Raw genomic sequence first — 18,049 nt, 5'->3', positions numbered from 1 at the left:
TATAATATATATAAGTTGATAAGACAGTTTGAGTGATGTCAACTGCCTTACCAAAACTTGAATATAATCATTAAAGGAGAGATTGGATCATGGCATTTGAAATGAGACCATTCAATAACAGTTTTTTCGATATGAAACCTGGTGATGTGTTTAAAGATTTTGGACGGCCGTTCTTTTCTGAGGATAGAAATCAGATGATGAAAACTGACATTACAGAACATGAAGATTCCTACATGGTGGAAGCGGAACTTCCCGGCATGAACAAAGAAGATATCAATATCGAATTTGATCGGGGTATACTGACCATTTCAGGCAAACAGTCAGTGGATAATGAAGCGACTGATGATGAAGGAAAAGTCATCCACCGTGAAAGAAGCGTAAGCAATATCAAAAGACAGTTTTCATTCGAAAATATTGAGGAAGCTGAAATTGACGCAAAATTTGACAACGGCATACTGAACATCACATTGCCGAAAACACAAAACACAGGTCGTTTAAAACGCATCGAAATTAACTAATAACCATTAATTACAGCCCGTTACAATCTCTATATGATGATTGTAACGGGCTTTTTGCCGTGTGGCAGAAGAAAAGGCAGAACCGGCGATATATCATCATCTTTGTGAAGTACTTTATGGATATGTATACTGAAAATGAAGGTCGGGAGATGGTCCCATGAATGTGAAAATATCGGACGATTATCATATATTTTACGACAATTCCAAGGAGGAGAATTTAATTGAAAACAATCATAACAGAGGCGTATGGCAGTGTGGAAGAGTTTAAGATGGCAGAGCTGGAGAAGCCGGAAGTGGCAGGAAATGAAGTGCTTGTGGCGGTTCATGCAGTCGCTGTGAACCGGATGGATGTGAAAGTGCGTGCCGGGGATTTCAAAAAAGTAATCCCTTTATCATTCCCCATTATTTTTGGCTGGGATATTTCAGGTACTGTAAAAGAAGTGGGCGAACGTGTTGAAGATTTTAAGGTCGGAGATGAAGTGGTCGGTAAAGCAGAACTTAAAAAGCCGGGCGGATTTGCAGAATATATCGTAATGGAAGATAAACTTCTCGTGAATAAGCCTGAGAATGTTTCCTATGAAGATGCGGCTGCGGTACCGCTGACGAGTATGACAGCGTGGCAGATGCTTAAGGATAAAGCAGAAATCGAAGCAGGAGAGAAGGTCTTCATTCATGCGGGTTCAGGTGGTGTCGGCAGTTTTGCGATTCAACTCGCCAAGTATTTCGGTGCCGAGGTCACAACGACTACAAGCGGTAAAAATGTAGATTTCGTAAAAGGTCTGGGTGCAGATACAGTGATCAATTATAAAGAAGAAGATTTTTCTGGATGTAAATCGGAGTTCGATGTCGTGCTGGATACACTCGGTGGAGAGATACTGGAAAAAAGCTACGATGTCCTGAAGACGGGCGGGAGATTGGTGTCCATTGCAGGAAAACCGGATAAAGAAATGGCTGAAGAGAAAGGCGTGACTGCAATGTACCTGAATTCCTCCACTAAAGTCGATCAGTTGGAAAAGATCATAGAACTGGTGTCAGAAGGAAAGGTGAAGCCGGCCGTCGGTAAAATATTCCCCTTCAGTGTTGAAGGTGTGCAGGAAGCACATAAACTGAGTGAATCCGGACATGCGAGAGGTAAAATTATCGTAAAGATCAAGTGAATAAAGTAAAATATCAAAACATTGAAAACCACCCGTAGATATCGAAATCTGCGGGTGATTTTATATTTGATAAAGATGGAGTTTATTTACCAATTTCTTTTTTAAAAAGTATATTGACTTCCATATAGTAATGAAATCTTCCAGTGGAATAATATTTTGCTGATAATCATTATGCGATATGCAATGTTTTATAAAACTTATTTTGATTTCTTACTGTTTAAAACCAGGCCGGTTATCAAGAGTATCAATGCTGATAATCATTATGCGATATGCAATGTTTTATAAAACTTATTTTGATTTCTTACTGTTTAAAACCAGGCCGGTTATCAAGAGTATCAATCCGGAAGGGATCAGAATCAGTGAATCGCCCATGGCTATCAATGCGATTATATCTTCCAGACTTTCACTGAAATGTAATATATTTGTTGCTATCAGTGCAAATATCAGTAAAGCGATGATTCCTACAGCCAGCAGGCTGCTGCCTGCAGTGGCCATTGCCATCGGTTCCTCTCTCCGTCTATATGCGTAACCGATCGCAATAATTAAAAGTATTAGAGCTAAAATCATTATCATTTCTCCTATAATCAAGCAATCAAAGTAATTCAAAAGCAGGATAATTAATCTTATCAGACGTCTCTCCGTCTTTTAATGAATATCTATCTATTATTAAATTTTCATCCGTTTGAGTGCTGCCGTAGGCATACCGGGAAAGCTCAACATATGCAGCATCGTGGATGAACATACCCTCATCATTTAAAATTATATCTTCAGGCTCCGATATCTTTACCGTTTCACCTGCGTCAAATTCAATCTCCAAAATCTCTTCTTTGACGTGACACTTCAAAATTTTGTGATGGTTATCATAAGGTCTGCCGAACCATTTTCCGAAAAAACGTAAAGTGCCAGCGGGTTTTTCTTCAAGGTCATTAATCATATCAGTAAACTTTTTCGCATCCATATATATCACCGCTATTAATATTAAGTATCGGTTCCAAGTAACTGCCCAGCCTCATTTTTTATTTCTGATATTACATACTTATCGTAATTATAATCGACTCTGTCCATCAACTCACTCATTTCCACCCAGTTCATCAGCTCCTCCGGATAATTCAGTTCGACAGCGACAACTTTAAAGATTCTGTCGGTCAGATGATAAATCTGCCTGTAATCATCATCTTCGGTCTCCATTATTTTCAGCGCAAGAAATTCCAGACGGGCTCGTGCAGCCGTTTCAAATGTCGGATGTTCTATCTCAAGCTCTTCTGCTGCCCGTCTGAAATAAGATTCTATTTCAAGAATATTATCAGTGGATGAACATGAAGAGAGAATGGTCAAGGAAGGAGATGAAACGCCTTCTTCCAATACACTGTATGACCAGTCTACATAGTCTCCGGCAGTAATTGTCCTTTTAAGAATTTTATAAAATAAGTGGTTCGTATTCATCCATATCACCGTTTCCTGATCATAAGCAGAGTGTACTGCTTAACCATTGAAGGTACTGTTTTCTGCCAGTCTGGCTGCGATTTCAACGCTGTTCTTGAACATCATTTTGTCTGCTGCACCGTGGGTGATGACGACGGGTGCTTTGACGCCGAGTATGAACCCGCCGCCGATGTCTTCATTGGTATATCTTCTGATGCTCTTTTGGATTGTGCTCTCGATCAGTTTTTCAGCATCGGCATCCAGCTGCCCGTCTTTTTTTATGTTTTCCAGCAGGTCATTCATTAAAATCTCTGCCGTGCCTTCCACTGTTTTCAACATGATATTACCCGTGAATCCATCCGTCAGGACGATATCGTGTGTGCCGCTCAGCAGCGCGGTCGGTTCAACGTTGCCGGTGAAATTCAAATATTCATCCGTCTGCAGGTGCCGGTGGGCTGCTTTTGTGAAGTCATTGCCTTTGGAAGGTTCCGTTCCGTTACTCAGCAGGCCGATTCTTGCGTTATCGATTCCGAGCAGCTGCTCTGCAACTTTGCTCCCGATACGGCCGTAGTCTGTCAGATGTTCAGGCTTGGAGGCAGTGTTCGCACCTGAATCAATCAACATGTAATAGGGTGACGATGTGGATGCTGTCGGTAAAATCGTCACGGATGCGGGACGTTTGATTTCAGGGATTGTACCGATGTGTAAAAGGCTTCCTGCATAAATTGCACCGCTGCTGCCGGCGGAGACAAAAGCATCCGCTTCCCCGTCCGCAACAGCTCGCAGTGCTTTCACAATCGCTGAATCCTGTTTTTTACGGACTGCCCTCAATGGGTTGTCTTCATCTGTAATCACTTCATCCGCAGAAATGATTTGAATCCGGTCTCTGTCAGCAAAATCGGGTAAGGTCTTTTCAATCTGATCCGGGAAACCGAAGAACAGACAATACAATTCCGGGTTATCACGCATGGCGAGACAGGCGCCGCAGACGGTCGTTTCCGGTCCGAAATCCCCGCCCTCTGTATCGACTGCAAGTTTAATCATCTATTCAACCTCTTTCGTCACAGGCATCAATCCGAGTGATAAAGCATTTTTCCCCAGATGGGAACAAAAAGCCGTGCCGATCAGGCGGATTTCCACAGGCTGTTCCGGCAAGGTCTCCTGAATGGCAGATTTTAACTTCAGTGCCTTATCTTCAGAGAGCGTATGTCCGATGCCGACCTGGATTCTATGATCCGGATATTTTTTCTGGTAGTCGGCGGTCAGTTCCAAAAGGCGCCTGTTGCGGTTTTTATTTGTCCGGAAGGTTTCTGTCAATACCGGCATATCTTCAGGGACGTATTCAAGCAGGGGGAGTGTTTTGAAAGAATTGTCTTCAAGTTCGTTCAATGCTCTGCCTCTGCCGCCTTTGATCAGATTATCATGTTTCTCAATTGCGATGAAAAATCTGCTCTGGTCCATCAGCCATGTCATTTCATCTTTTATTTCTTCAAAAGACTTACCGGCATCGATCATTCTTGTCATCTGTACGATCAACTGTTCCATATTCACGGAAAGACCGACGGCATCAAAGTTATGGATTGTCAGTTTATCCTTATATTCCTGCCCGACGGAATGGGCGGTCTGCAGTGTTCCGCTGACGCTTGAACTCAAATAAACACCGAAGACGGTATCATATCCTTCGTCAATGATTTTCTGAAAGGCTGTATGATAAGCCTGGACGCCCGGCTGGGCCGTTTTAGGCTGTTCAGTGCCTTCCTGCATCCATTGTTCAAAGAAATTTTCCAGGTGGGATTCATCTGTCGACTCTGTGATGATCTCGCCATTCGGAAGCGCCAGAGTGAAGTCGACCTGGAAAAGGTCGATTCTTTCTTTCAAAGGGGCTTTTAAGTATGCCGAACTGTCAAATAGTATTGCTGCTTTCATAAATATTCCTCCTGATGCATCAGATGAATTTATTCACTCCACCGCTTGAACAGCAGTGAGCTGTTGTGTCCGCCGAACCCCATGGAGTTGGAAAGGACATATTCCAATTTTCCGTCTCTTCCTTTTAAAGGAACATAGTCCAGATCACATTCTGGGTCCGGATTCTTAAGATTCAAAGTAGGCGGGATGTAGCCGTGTCTCATTGCTTCTATTGATACGATCGCTTCTGTACTGCCTGCAGCGCCAAACATATGGCCGACATAACTTTTTGTGCTGGATATTGGCGTTTTGTATGCTGATGCTCCAAGCGCGAACTTGATCGCTTTCGTTTCACTGGAATCATTGGCCGGAGTGCTCGTACCGTGCGCATTGATGTATGAAACATCTTCAGCTGTGATGCCGCCCATCTTCATCGCTTTTCTCATCGCCATTCCCGCAGCCTTCCCGTCAGGGAGCGGTGCGGTGACGTGGTGGGCATCGGTCGTTGCGCCGTATCCGGTGATTTCAGCATATATTTCAGCACCGCGTGCCTGTGCGGATTCGAGGGATTCAAGCATCAATATTCCCGACCCTTCGCCGGGTATGAAACCGTCCCGTTCTTTGTCGAACGGCCGGGAGGCAAGGTCCGGGTCTGTCTGGGGCGACATGGCTTTCAACACTGAAAAGCCGCTGTAAGTCGAATCGCTCAAAGTGCCTTCTGCGCCGCCGGCGAAGCATGCTGTCAGCTGTCCAGCCTTTATCTTCATGAACGCCTCGCCGATCGAGTGGCTCCCGCTCGCACAGGCAGATGAAATGGACATCGAATCGCCCTTCATTCCAAAGTGCATGGCGATACCTGCCGCTGCCATATTGACAGGCGTCTTGATATGAAAGAGCGGCTCAACTTTGTTCGGCCCTCTTTCATTCAGTCTGATGACGTTTTCCTCCATGGATACGTATCCGCCTGAACCTGATCCGACAATGACACCGGTATCAAATGCATTATCGTCATTTATTTCGAAACCGCTCATCCTGAGCGCTTCGTCTGCCGCAGCAACCGCGTACTGCGCGAACAGATCCATTCTTTTCGCTTCCCGGCGGTCCATTACCGTTTTCGGATCGAAGTTTTTCACTTCGGCGGCAAGCGGTGTTCTGTAATGTTCGGGATTCACTCTAGTGGCACTACCGATGCCGTGTCTGCCGGCACGGATATTTGTCCACATTTCTCCGACGCTGTTGCCGATAGGGGTCACTGCACCCATGCCTGTTACTACAACTCGCACCATTAATCATCCCTTCAATTTTCATTAATACATACCGAATGCATCTACTTTGTCATTGTATCATAATGCATGTGTTTCACTTCAGTCTGTTTTAAACAGACACACTATTATATTATATAATCGACCCTAATCTGATACAACAATTACGCCGACCGGCAGATGACTTCAAGTGAAAACCGGCCGGGAGTGTAGTCTCCGGCCGGTTTTTTTAAAGGATCATATGATTTGAATCAAAACAGATAATACAGCGTAAACTCCAAGTCCCTCTCCAAATGCTCCTGGATTTTAAAAAGAGCTGTTTCTTCATTCCTCTCTTTAATCGCATCGACAATTTCCTCATGTTCATCCAGTAATTTCGGCCGTTCTTTGCTCACGACGACTTTACTGAACATATAGATAACTGCATTCAACCGTTCGTACGACTCGGACAAGTATGGATTTTTTACAGCACTGATGATTTTGTTATGGAAGTCTTTATTCGCCTGCATGGTGTCCTGCTCATCACCTTTGCGCGCTGCTTCTATATATCCTCTCAACACTTTAATATCTTCATCGTTAAAAAGCAGGATGGCTTTTTCCACGGCGTATTTTTCAATCAGTATCCTCATTTCAAATAAAGACCGGTAATCCTCCATGGATGGTCTGAAGACATAGCCGTCTTTGATCAGGTATTCGGACTCCAGCTGCTGGAGGCATGTTCTGATCGGCGTCCGGCTGACATTATATCTTTTGGCGAGCTTTAATTCGGTCAATTTCTCTTTTTTATCAAAACCGCCGTTCAAGATATCCTCTCTTATTTGCTCATAAAGTGAAAGGTTCTCCATTAATAAACACCTCAACAAACATTATACACTAATTTCATCTTCGAAATTGTATACATTTTAATAACTATGGTATACAATACATAAAAGATGAAAACGTTTACCAGGAGTGAGGACATGAAAATAGGTTTTATAGGTCTCGGGATTATGGGAAGGCCGATGGTTAAGAACTTGGTGGCGCACGGGCACGAAGTGTTTGTCAACGATGTGAATGTCGAAGCGGTGGAAAGGGTCGTGGAATACGGCGCATCATCAGTGGACTCTTTACAGGAAATGGCTTCGAAATCTGAAGTGGTGATCACCATGCTGCCGAATGCGCAGATTGTGGAATCGGTTTTATTTTCAGAAACCAACGGTATCGCGGAATACTTGTCACCGGGGCAGATGGTCATTGATATGAGTTCCCTCGGACCGAATGATTCCATTGCCATCAGTGAAAAGCTTAAGAGTCTTGAGATCCGTTTTGCGGATGCACCTGTCAGCGGCGGGGAACCGCTCGCAATCAGCGGTGAGTTATCTGTCATGGCGGGATGTAATGAAAGTGACCTTGAATACATACAGGAAGTGATTTCACCGATGGCAGCCTCGATTGTCAGAGTGGGTGGAATCGGTGCGGGCAGCACAGTCAAGCTGGCCAATCAGATTATCGTCAATGTGAACATCGCGGCGTTATCTGAAGCGGTGGTGCTTGCCAAAAAGTACAATATCGACCTGGAAAAGATGCATGATGCAATCGGCGGCGGGCTTGCAGGTTCAAGCGTAATGGAAGCGAAGTTCCCTAAGATGATCGAAGAAGATTATTCTCCGGGCGGTCCGATCAATATCAATTATAAAGATTTGAAAAATGTGACGGATGCAGCAGATTCAGTGGATCTGACACTGCCCGTGACGAATATGGTCAAGGAAATCTACAAGTCTGAAAAAGCTTCCGGCAACGGAATCAATGACCATTCAGGCATCATTAAATATTTCGAAAAAATCAATAATATGTAGGTGATGAATTTGGATAAAAAAGTGATTGAAACACAATTGAACTGTCCTGAAAATCGGAACTTCCAAGACTTCAATTATAAAGTGGTCGTCCTGGATGATGATCCGACAGGCACACAGACGGTGAAAGATTTAAACGTCTACACAACTTGGCAAAAGGAATATATAGAAGACGGTTTCGATGCCGATCACAATATGTTTTTCATCATGACGAATTCACGCGCATTGTCTGAAGCTGAAACGAAAGCTGTGCATGAAAAAATCATCCAGACGGTAGAACGTGTCTCTTCTGAAAAAGGAATACCGTTCATCATCATCAGCCGCGGTGATTCGACTTTGAGGGGACATTATTATTACGAGCCGAAAGTCATTCATGAGAACAGTCCTGAAGGCTTTGATGCGGTGTTTTATATCCCGGCATTCTTTGAAGGTGGCCGGTACACTTACGAAGGTATTCATTATTTGGAAGAGAATGATGAATTCATCCCTGTCAGTGAAAGTGAGTTCTCAAATGATTCTACATTCGGTTTCAATTCAAAACATTTAAAGGACTATATTGAAGAAAAAAGTGACGGTGAGGTTCGGTCGGAGAACGTCGTGCACATTCCATTGGATATGATCAGAAGCTGCGATACTCATGCACTGATTAAAATATTCGACGGTTTAAATGCATTCGACCAGGTCATCGTGGACGCAGTGAACAACAGGGACATGGAGTTTTTCGCAGGTGTCATGATGGAATATCTTAAGTCACACAACAAAAAATTCATATTCAGAACGGCTGCGTCATTTGTCAGAGCAATCTGCCAGACACCGGGGGAGATTCTTGCAAGGGAAGAAATCATCCAGCCGGATAACGAGAATGGCGGCATCATCGTTGTCGGCTCCCATGTCGATAAGACGACGAAGCAACTGAAGCATCTGACCGAGCACTCGGATATTCATGAAATTGAGTTTTCAATCCGGAAAGTGATTGAAGAAAGTCAGCTGACCGAGTATGTGAATACGCTGCGGGATGAAGTCTCGAAATTGATTTCAGACGGTAAAGATGTGGTGGTCTATACTTCGCGCGGACTGATCAGGACGGAAGATAAAGAAGAGAGTTTGAGAATATCCAAATCGATTTCAGACAGTCTGGTGCAGATTGTATCGACACTTGATGTGAAGCCGGGGTTCATCATCGCAAAAGGCGGCATTACATCCAGTGACGTGGCAACAGAAGGTATAAAAGTTAAAAAGGCTTATGTACTGGGCCAGGCTGAAAAAGGGATACCTGTCTGGGAAACAGACGAAGATGCGAAATATCCGCACATTCCTTATATCGTTTTCCCGGGAAATGTCGGTGAGAATCACACGCTGTACGATGTCTACAAAAAAATCAGTCATGAGGAGTGAGCTGGATGCTTTTATTATATTTCCTGCTGGCATTAGTTGTTTTATTCATTTTAATATTGAAGTTTAAAGTTGAACCTTTCATATCATTACTGGTGACCGCATTCGGACTTGCATTTCTTGTCGGCCTGCCAATTGCGGAGTCATCGCAGATCATTGCCGAAGGATTCGGAAGCACGCTTGCCGGCGTCGGTATTCTGATCGGGCTTGGAATCGTCTTTGGACAGTTCCTGGCGAAATCCGGAGCGGTAGAGAGAATCGCCGAAGGAATCTTGAGAGTTACAGGAATCAAGAAATCTCCCATCGGGATTGCGATGACAGGAACGGTTGTGTCCATCCCGGTTTTCTTCGATGCCGCATTCGTTATTTTAAATAAAGTCATCGGCAGTGTGACGCGTAAAACGAATTTACCGAGAATTACATTTGTTACAGCGCTCGCAGTCGGTCTGATCGTGTCCCACAGCATGATCATACCTACACCCGGACCGCTCGTTGTTGCTGAAAATATAGGTGTTGATCTGGGAATCTTTCTGGTTGCAGGGCTTTTTGTCGCAACCATAGCAACACTTGTCGGCGGTTATGGCTATGGTATGTTCATCGGGAAAAGAATCGGACATAACCAGTCGGATCTTGAGAAGATGGAAGAGGTTGAAGAAGAACCGGTCTATAAAAAGCAGATTTCATACAGCCTGTCGTTCGGTCTGCTGTTACTGCCGATCGTACTGATTTTAGGAAACACGATCAGCCAGCTGCTGCTTCCGGATTCACCTGTGTCTACAGTGTTCTCATTTATCGGAGATAAAAACGTCGCACTTCTGATCAGTGTCATTACAGCGCTGATTGTTTTAAAACCATACATAAGCGAAAGTTACGATGATCAGTTTAAACAGTCGATGGCTGATGCAGGCGGCATTCTGCTCGTTACAGGTGCCGGCGGTGCGTTTGGTGCGGTAATCAACGCGAGTGGAATGGGAGAGTATTTAATAGAGATGATGACAGGATTCAACATCCATGTGCTTCTCCTTGCATTCATTTTCACACAGATTTTAAGGGCATCTCTCGGCTCAGCCACGGTGGCGCTCGTTACGACGTCAAGCATACTCGGACCGCAGATTGCTGAGCTCGGCGTCCATCCGGTGCTCCTTGCGCTCGCGATATGTTCCGGTGCAATCGGATTGTCCCTGCCGAATGACTCGGGGTTCTGGGTAGTTAACAGATTCGGTCAACTGACGGTTGCCCAGACTTTGAAAGCATGGTCGCTCGGCGGTTTTATCGCCGGTCTATCAGCACTCGGTGTTGTGTATGTGATTTATTTTGTTACATTGATGGTATAAGAGTATATAAATTATTAAAGAAATCGAGTGATATTGATGGTTAATATATTGAAAGATGCTATGAAAAATAATTACGCAGTTCCGCAGATCAATGCCAATGGAATACTCTGGGTGGAAACGACTTTAAAGACAGCTGAAAAGTGTCAGTCACCGGTCATCATCGCAACGACTGATGCAGTCATCGACAAACTCGGCGGCTTTAAATTTTTCGTCAGCATGTACCGCAATTTAAAGGAAGAGCTGAAAATCACTGTGCCGACAATCCTTCATTTTGATCATTCGCAGTCAGTGGAAAGATGTATTGAAGCAGTGGATGCAGGTTATGATTCAGTGATGTTCGACGGTTCCACCATGAGTATTGAAGAAAATATTGCCAAAACAAAGCAGGTGGTGGACTATGCGAAGCCGCGCGGAGTGATGGTGGAAGCGGAAGTCGGCAGTGTCGGCGGCATTGAGGACGGAGTCGAAAGCACGATGATGTATGCGGATCTGAATGAATGTCTCGAACTTATCAAAGAAACAGGAGTGGACTGTCTCGCCCCGGCGCTCGGCAGCGTCCACGGCAGATATAAAGGCGAACCGAATTTGGGGTTTGATGAAATGGCAGAGCTGCGGGAAGAGACATCGGTGCCTTTCGCACTGCATGGTGCTTCCGGTATTTCAGATGAAGACCTGCAAAAGGCAATATCATACGGACACGCTAAAATAAACTATAATACTGAAATCAACATTGCGTGGTCCAATGCACTCCGCAAAGTATTGAATGCGGATGACAGCGTGTATGCACCGATGCAGATCCAGGATCCGGCCAAAGAGGCGATGTCGGATGTCATAGAAGCAATATTTAAACGCACAGGTGCTTATAATCAAGTGAAATAACAATGGGAGTGAAGATGAAGAAGCCGGGGACGGATGTCCCCGGCTTCTTCATCTAATTTTAGAGACTGCCCCGCCTTATAATGCTGTTGATATCAACCGGCAGTTGAATGATTAATGTCCTGAAAATATTATATACACAGAAAATTCTGCGAATGTGCTTGTGAAAACAACGAAAATAGTATAATCTTTTATTCAACAGACGGAAAGATTATGCATATCATCCAGTGCATGGCGGTGCTTCACCCAATATATTTTATCGCCGTGCCAGAGAGTGTTGTATTTGAAAGTTTCAAGGGGGAAATTCCGGAAATGCATAGAACCTGAATATGTGCCTGACTCCGGAATATTTTATAAAAGGGGAGATAATCATGTCTGAATCTGATGAAAATGAAATTAAACCGAAGAGAAAGAGAAGGTTTGAAGTGCCTCATGTTTACATCATCCTGTTTGTTTTAATAATAATCGCTGCAGCAGCCACTTATTTTGTTCCGACAGGAGAGTATGAACGAGCCGAAGTGGACGGTCAGGAAGTTGTCGTGGACGGGTCCTACAGTGCGGTTGAGGCGAATCCTGCAGGCGCCTTTGATATATTCCAGGCCGTGCACGTGGGAATGGTGGATGCTGCTCCGATCATATTCTTTATATTCATCATCGGTGGTGCATTCGGTATTTTCAGGGCGACCGGTGCTCTCGAAAGTGGTATGAACACGGTTGCGCATAAGATGAAAGGGAACGAAATATTACTTATTCCGGTATTGATGACATTGTTTGCAATCGGAGGTGCCATTTTCGGGCTCGCGGAGGAAACGATTCCTTATATCATGATCATCGTGCCTCTTGTCGTGTTCCTCGGATACGACTCCATGCTGGGTGCGGCTATCGTACTATGCGGTGCATCTGCAGGTTTCTCAGCCGCTTTCATGAACCCGTTCACCGTCGGGGTCGCTCAGGGCATCGCAGAACTGCCAATCTACTCCGGGTTCTTTACACGATTGATTTTCTGGGCGATTTTTGTCGCCGTTGCAATTGCATATGTAATGATTTATGCAAGGAAAATCAAGAAAGATCCGACGAAGAGCCTGATGTATCAAGAAGATAAGGAAAAAAGAGAAACTTTGGAAGAACAGGAACGGGAGCACTTGACAGGAAGACAAAAAATCGTCATCGGTGTGCTTTTAGTGACCATCGTCACACTGGCCTATGGTGTCGTCCAGCATGGCTGGTATATTACAGAGATCGCCGCGCTGTTCCTGGTCATGGGTGTCCTCATGGGTCTAATATCCGGTATGCGGGTTAATGCTATCGCTGAAAACTTTGTCAAAGGGTGTCAGCTGATCGTTCTCGGCGCTCTTGTTGTCGGTTTTGCATACGGCATACAGGCTGTGATGGCAGATGGAAATATCATTGATACGCTTCTTTATTCGATGTCAAATGCAGTGGGTGCGCTGCCGGCAGGTCTGACCGCCATCGGCATGTTCATCGTGCAGTCATTGATCAACTTCATCGTTCCGTCAGGGAGCGGACAGGCAGCACTGACGATGCCGATCATGGTGCCTCTTTCAGATCTGGTCGGTGTGGCAAGACAGACAGCAGTGCTTGCATTCCAATTTGGTGACGGTATTTCTAACATTGTTACACCGACATCAGGTTACTTCATGGCGGGGCTTGCTGCTGCAGGTATTTCATGGGTTAAGTGGATACGCTGGGTGTGGCCGCTCATATTGATCCAATACGCTCTGGCCGCTGTTTTTGTAACAGTTGCCCACTTGTTCATATTTTAATATGAAGTTTAAGTTTCAGGGAAATCAAAGTCCGGAAGCCTTCAATCATAAGACTGCCGTCCGCGGTGGTCTTTTTTTGGCGAATAAAATTTTTCAGAACGTTTAAATCTCCTTTAAGTTATCTAAATTCTCTTTCTAAACAAAATATTTAAAAAACACTTTGACAAAGCTTGCTAATCATAGTATTGTAATATGCATTAAAGAAATATTGATTCGACTTATCTAGAGAGGCAGAGGGACTGGCCCTTTGACGCCCGGCAACCATTAGGCAGATTTGCTTGAAAAGGTGCTAATTCCAGCAGGATTTTATTCCTGGAAGATAAGAGGAGGAAAAGCACTCTTCTTATATTTTAAGAAGAGTGCTTTTTTAAATCATATTCAAACTTGGAGGAATGGACATGTCAAACGAACACAATTCAACTTATGATCTGGAAACTTTATCATTGCACGGCGGTCAGGCACCGGACCCGACGACGGGGTCAAGAGCTGTACCAATCTATCAGACGACTTCATACGTATTCCACGATACGGATCATGCAGAAAGCTTATTCTCGCTGGATGAGCCGGGTAATATATACTCCCGCATCGGCAACCCGACGGTAGAGGTGTTTGAAAAGCGTATGGCACTGCTTGAGGAAGGGGTGGCGGCTGTTGCGACTTCTTCAGGGATGTCTGCGATTACACTGTCCATTCTGAATCTCGCGAGTGCAGGGGACGAAATTGTTGCCGGTGCGAATCTTTACGGCGGTACATATAATCTTTTTGCGGTCACCCTGCCCAGATACGGCATCAATGTGAAATTCGTCGACCCGACGGATCCTGAAAACTTTAAAAATGCCATTACGGATAAGACAAAAGCGGTGTTCGGTGAAACGATCGGCAATCCGGGTCTGCAGGTGCTGGATATCGAAGCGGTTGCTGCCATTTCTCACGCGGCGGATGTGCCTTTAATTGTCGATAATACTTTCGCAACACCGCATACATGTAAACCGATCAAGCTTGGTGCGGACATAGTCGTCCATTCAGCGACAAAGTGGATCGGCGGGCACGGTACATCGATCGGCGGTGTCGTTGTCGACGGCGGCCGTTTCAACTGGAATCTGGAGAAATTCCCTGAATTTACAGAGCCGGACTCGAGTTACAACGGCATCCGTTATGCATCGGACTTCGGGACGCTGGCGTTCAGCACTAAAATCCGTGTCCAGCTGCTGCGTGACTTTGGAGCGACGCTCAGCCCGACAAACGCTTTCCATCTGATACAGGGGCTGGAAACACTGCATGTACGTGTGGAAAGGCATAATGAAAATGCAGAAAAGCTGGCTCGTTTCCTATCTGATCATCCGGCGGTCGAGTGGGTGACATACCCTGGACTGAAAAGCCATCCATCACATGAAATTGCGAAAAGAACATTTAAGAACGGCTTCGGATCGATCATCACTTTCGGTATCAAGGGCGGCAAATCTGCAGGTAAAAAGCTGATAGACAATGTAGCACTCTGGTCACATGTGGCGAACGTGGGGGATGCGAAATCACTGATCATCCATCCGGCTTCAACGACACATCAGCAGCTGACAAAAGAACAACTGGAAGAAACGGGTGTATACGAAGAGCTTGTCCGCCTGTCCGTCGGTATTGAATCTGTAAGAGACATTCAAAATGACCTGAATCAAGCGCTCACGAAGGCGACAGGCATTGATACGGGTGAAGATGAAGAAATCGTCATCAATGATGAAGGCGTCATCAAATGGATATTGAATTCACCGACAGAGAAAGTGGCTGAAGACGGTCAGGAGACGACACGCCGGAAAACACTTGCGGTTGTCGGACTGAGCGGCAAAGAAGCGAGACCGAGCTACCGTCTGGCAAGGAAGATGCAGAGACTCGGCTATAAGATCATTCCGGTCAATCCAGGAGAGACGGAAATACTCGGAGAAAAAGCATATCCGGATCTGAAAAGCGTGCCTGAACAGATTGATGTCGTCCAGGTGTTCAGAAGCCCTGAAGCTGCGATCGGTATTGCAGAAGAAGCGCTTGAAGTGAAGCCGAAAGTCTTCTGGCTTCAGGAAGGTGTCATTTCGCCGAAAGCTGCAGATATCGCAAAAGACGGCGGGCTGCAGGTCGTGCATAACCGCTGCACATATAAAGAGGCACAGCGTCTGCGCGGTACAATCTCAACTTATGCGTGTGAAATTTAATCTGTAGATTAATAAAATCCCGGAAAAGGAGTTTTAATCATGACTTTGAATCAGTTGGAAATCATTGAACCGTTGCCGGGAGACTATAACCTCCCTGACTATTCAGAAATGAGGAGGAACTTTAAATGGGAAGATGCCGGGACGGATTTGAGTTTTATCGAAACCGGCAAATTGAATATCGCCTACGAAACAATCGACAGGCATGTGGATGACGGCTACGGCAGTAAAACGGCACTGCATTATGTAAACGGCGATGAAAGAATCAGCTATACGTTTAAAGAAGTGAAAGATAAGACGGATCACTACGCACGAATATTAAAAAAGAACGGTGTGGTCAAAGGAGACAGAGTGTTTGTCTTTCTGCCGAAAACACCGGAATGCTATATTGCGATTCTTTCAGTGATAAAAATCGGCGCGGTGGCCGGACCTTTATTCGAAGCGTTCATGGAAGATGCGGTGAGGGACAGGATAAATGACTGCGGCGGAACGCTGCTCATTACGGATAAGGAAATGGTGTGCCGTGTGCCGCAGGCAGACATTCCGACACTTGAAACGATTCTTTTTGCTGAAGATATTGAAGCGGAACCTTTCTTCGATAACGGAGAGGAATACGTGGAATGGATGGACCCGGAAGACAGCATGTTGATCCACTACACGAGCGGATCCACCGGCAAGCCGAAAGGCGTACTGCACGCTCACCGCGTGATTACGCATCAATATCAGTCGGGAAAATGGGTTTTGGACATCAAAGATGATGATGTCTACTGGTGCACCTCCCACCCCGGCTGGGTGACGGGGAGTGTGTACGGACTGTTTGCGCCTTGGCTGAACCGTGCAACAATCGTCATCCAGGGCGGCCGTTTCAAAGCCGAGCACTGGTACAAACTGATTGCAGAACTCGGTGTCACGATCTGGTACAGTGCACCGACAGCGTTCAGAATGCTTCTGTCACAGGGCGACGTTCTGAAAGATTATGATCTATCCTCACTCAGACATATACTCAGTGTCGGCGAGCCGCTGAACCCTGAAGTCATCTACTGGGCATGGGACGCGCTCGGCGTCAGAATCCATGATACATGGTGGATGACTGAGACGGGTGCACATCTAGTCGTCAATCTGCCGGGAGAGAAAATAAAACCGGGTTCGATGGGACGGCCGTTCCCGGGTGTCGAAGTCGGCATATTGGATGACGATGGAAAGGTTGTACCGAGAGGCACTGCCGGGCAACTTGCGGTAAAGACACCGTGGCCGGGCCTGATGAAAGAGATTTGGGGCAACAAAGATAAATTCGATTCCTACTTCAAATATGAAGGCTGGTATCTGTCCGGAGATCTCGCTTATCAAGATAAAGACGATTACGTGTTCTTCCAGAGCAGGGATGATGACATGATCAATTCTTCAGGCGAGAGGATCGGACCGTTTGAAGTGGAGAGCAAACTCATCGAACATGAAGCGATACAGGAAGCGGGCGTCATCGGGAAACCTGACGAAGTACGTGGAGAAATCGTCAAAGCATTCATCGTTTTGAGAAAAGGGTTTGAACAGACCCCTGAACTTCTGGAGGAAATCCGGATATTCGTCAGGAACAATCTCGCAGCACACCTTGCACCAAAGGAAATTGAAGTGATGGGCGAGCTGCCGAAAACGACCATCAGCGGTAAAATACTGCGCCGAGAATTGAAGCAGATGGAAATTGAAAAGGCAGCTGCAGGCAATATTGGATAATAAAGAACTCTTCCCGTATTTTTATGGGAAGAGTATTTTATTTTCAGGACTTTTTTAAAGTGAGCTGGAATTCAATAATATTGTACAATTGGAGTAAGAAAAATATATAGGAGTGAAACTACATGGAGACAGTATATTTGGCAGGCGGATGCTTATGGGGTGTCCAGGCATTCATAAAAACTCTGCCCGGGGTCCAGTCTACGGAGGCCGGCAGAGCGAATGGAACAGGTCACACGACTGAAGGGGACTACGACGGTTATGCAGAGTGCGTAAAAACAGAGTTCAATCCGGACGCTGTCTCAATAGAAGACATGGTGACATATTTATTTGAAATAATTGATCCATACAGCATAAATAAGCAGGGTCAGGATGTCGGTGAAAAATACAGGACGGGAATATACAGCGAAAATCTGGAACATTTAAAGAGGACGGAAGCATTTCTTCGCAGGAGAAAGGATTACAACCTCATTGCTGTAGAAGTATTACCACTTAAAAATTATGTGGAAAGTGCTGAAGAGCATCAGGACAGATTAACCAAATATCCGGATGATTACTGCCATATTCCGAAAGAAATGTTAGGCAGGTATGCAAATAAAAAAGTAAAAGACATGTAGATACACATCTTTTACTTCTGAAGATATTTTCTT

17 protein-coding genes and 1 riboswitch are annotated in these 18,049 nt (G+C 45.2%); of the genes, 10 read left to right on the top strand and 7 right to left on the bottom strand.

The window, feature by feature from the left end; all coding sequences use genetic code 11:
* Positions 1–89: 89 nt before the first annotated feature.
* Positions 90–518 carry an Hsp20/alpha crystallin family protein gene (locus ACY8DT_RS05660; protein ID WP_052255090.1) on the top strand — a complete coding sequence of 143 codons (429 nt, stop codon included), beginning with the start codon at positions 90–92 and terminating at the stop codon, positions 516–518.
* 221 nt (positions 519–739) lie between these two features.
* Complete coding sequence (locus tag ACY8DT_RS05655; RefSeq protein ID WP_462421947.1) at positions 740–1,675, top strand: NADP-dependent oxidoreductase; 936 nt, start codon at positions 740–742, stop codon at positions 1,673–1,675.
* A 288-nt stretch (positions 1,676–1,963) separates the two neighbouring features.
* Here ACY8DT_RS05655 and ACY8DT_RS05650 read toward each other — a convergent pair whose 3' ends face one another.
* The 7 genes from ACY8DT_RS05650 to ACY8DT_RS05620 form a co-directional block, all read right to left on the bottom strand.
* Positions 1,964–2,242 (bottom strand): hypothetical protein, encoded by a 279-nt coding sequence (locus ACY8DT_RS05650; RefSeq protein ID WP_462421946.1) that lies wholly within the window; start codon positions 2,240–2,242, stop codon positions 1,964–1,966.
* Positions 2,243–2,267: 25 nt separating this feature from the next.
* Positions 2,268–2,633 carry a hypothetical protein gene (locus ACY8DT_RS05645; RefSeq protein WP_462421945.1) on the bottom strand — a complete coding sequence of 122 codons (366 nt, stop codon included), beginning with the start codon at positions 2,631–2,633 and terminating at the stop codon, positions 2,268–2,270.
* A 20-nt stretch (positions 2,634–2,653) separates the two neighbouring features.
* Positions 2,654–3,118 carry a hypothetical protein gene (locus ACY8DT_RS05640; RefSeq protein WP_462421944.1) on the bottom strand — a complete coding sequence of 155 codons (465 nt, stop codon included), beginning with the start codon at positions 3,116–3,118 and terminating at the stop codon, positions 2,654–2,656.
* Between the two features lie 39 nt (positions 3,119–3,157).
* Positions 3,158–4,141 (bottom strand): phosphate acyltransferase PlsX, encoded by a 984-nt coding sequence (plsX, locus tag ACY8DT_RS05635; RefSeq protein WP_462421943.1) that lies wholly within the window; start codon positions 4,139–4,141, stop codon positions 3,158–3,160.
* Positions 4,142–5,023, bottom strand: a complete 882-nt coding sequence (locus ACY8DT_RS05630; RefSeq protein ID WP_462421942.1) for a DegV family protein — start codon at positions 5,021–5,023, stop codon at positions 4,142–4,144.
* A 29-nt stretch (positions 5,024–5,052) separates the two neighbouring features.
* Entirely contained in the window at positions 5,053–6,288 is a 1,236-nt protein-coding gene (gene fabF, locus ACY8DT_RS05625; protein ID WP_462421941.1) for a beta-ketoacyl-ACP synthase II, read from the bottom strand.
* Positions 6,289–6,515: 227 nt separating this feature from the next.
* The gene (locus ACY8DT_RS05620; RefSeq protein ID WP_462421940.1) at positions 6,516–7,109 is read right to left on the bottom strand and encodes a GntR family transcriptional regulator; all 594 of its coding nucleotides are present in this window, start codon (positions 7,107–7,109) and stop codon (positions 6,516–6,518) included.
* 114 nt (positions 7,110–7,223) lie between these two features.
* On the opposite strand from ACY8DT_RS05620, the gene ACY8DT_RS05615 reads away from it, so the two are divergent.
* The 8 genes from ACY8DT_RS05615 to ACY8DT_RS05580 all read left to right on the top strand — a co-directional run bounded on the left by ACY8DT_RS05615 (position 7,224) and on the right by ACY8DT_RS05580 (position 18,016).
* Complete coding sequence (locus tag ACY8DT_RS05615) at positions 7,224–8,099, top strand: NAD(P)-binding domain-containing protein (protein WP_462421939.1); 876 nt, start codon at positions 7,224–7,226, stop codon at positions 8,097–8,099.
* 9 nt (positions 8,100–8,108) lie between these two features.
* Positions 8,109–9,491, top strand: coding sequence for a four-carbon acid sugar kinase family protein (locus tag ACY8DT_RS05610; RefSeq protein WP_462421938.1), 1,383 nt, complete (start codon positions 8,109–8,111; stop codon positions 9,489–9,491).
* A 5-nt stretch (positions 9,492–9,496) separates the two neighbouring features.
* The gene (locus ACY8DT_RS05605; protein ID WP_462421937.1) at positions 9,497–10,822 is read left to right on the top strand and encodes a GntP family permease; all 1,326 of its coding nucleotides are present in this window, start codon (positions 9,497–9,499) and stop codon (positions 10,820–10,822) included.
* Positions 10,823–10,858: 36 nt separating this feature from the next.
* Positions 10,859–11,701, top strand: a complete 843-nt coding sequence (locus ACY8DT_RS05600; RefSeq protein WP_462421936.1) for a class II fructose-bisphosphate aldolase — start codon at positions 10,859–10,861, stop codon at positions 11,699–11,701.
* A 368-nt stretch (positions 11,702–12,069) separates the two neighbouring features.
* Positions 12,070–13,482: a YfcC family protein gene (locus ACY8DT_RS05595; RefSeq protein WP_462421935.1), complete on the top strand. Its 1,413-nt coding sequence runs from the start codon at positions 12,070–12,072 to the stop codon at positions 13,480–13,482.
* Between the two features lie 215 nt (positions 13,483–13,697).
* Positions 13,698–13,808: riboswitch (SAM riboswitch) on the top strand.
* 72 nt (positions 13,809–13,880) lie between these two features.
* A complete protein-coding gene (locus ACY8DT_RS05590) occupies positions 13,881–15,677 on the top strand; it encodes a PLP-dependent aspartate aminotransferase family protein (RefSeq protein ID WP_462421934.1) in 1,797 nt (598 codons plus the stop codon).
* A 39-nt stretch (positions 15,678–15,716) separates the two neighbouring features.
* Complete coding sequence (gene acsA / locus ACY8DT_RS05585) at positions 15,717–17,402, top strand: acetate--CoA ligase (protein WP_462421933.1); 1,686 nt, start codon at positions 15,717–15,719, stop codon at positions 17,400–17,402.
* Between the two features lie 122 nt (positions 17,403–17,524).
* On the top strand, positions 17,525–18,016 hold the full coding sequence (locus ACY8DT_RS05580) for a peptide-methionine (S)-S-oxide reductase (RefSeq protein ID WP_462421932.1): 492 nt from the start codon (positions 17,525–17,527) through the stop codon (positions 18,014–18,016).
* Positions 18,017–18,049 lie beyond the last annotated feature (33 nt).

The sequence above is a fragment of the Salinicoccus sp. Marseille-QA3875 genome, assembly GCF_054950095.1.
This window is presented reverse-complemented; position numbering and strand designations above follow the sequence as displayed.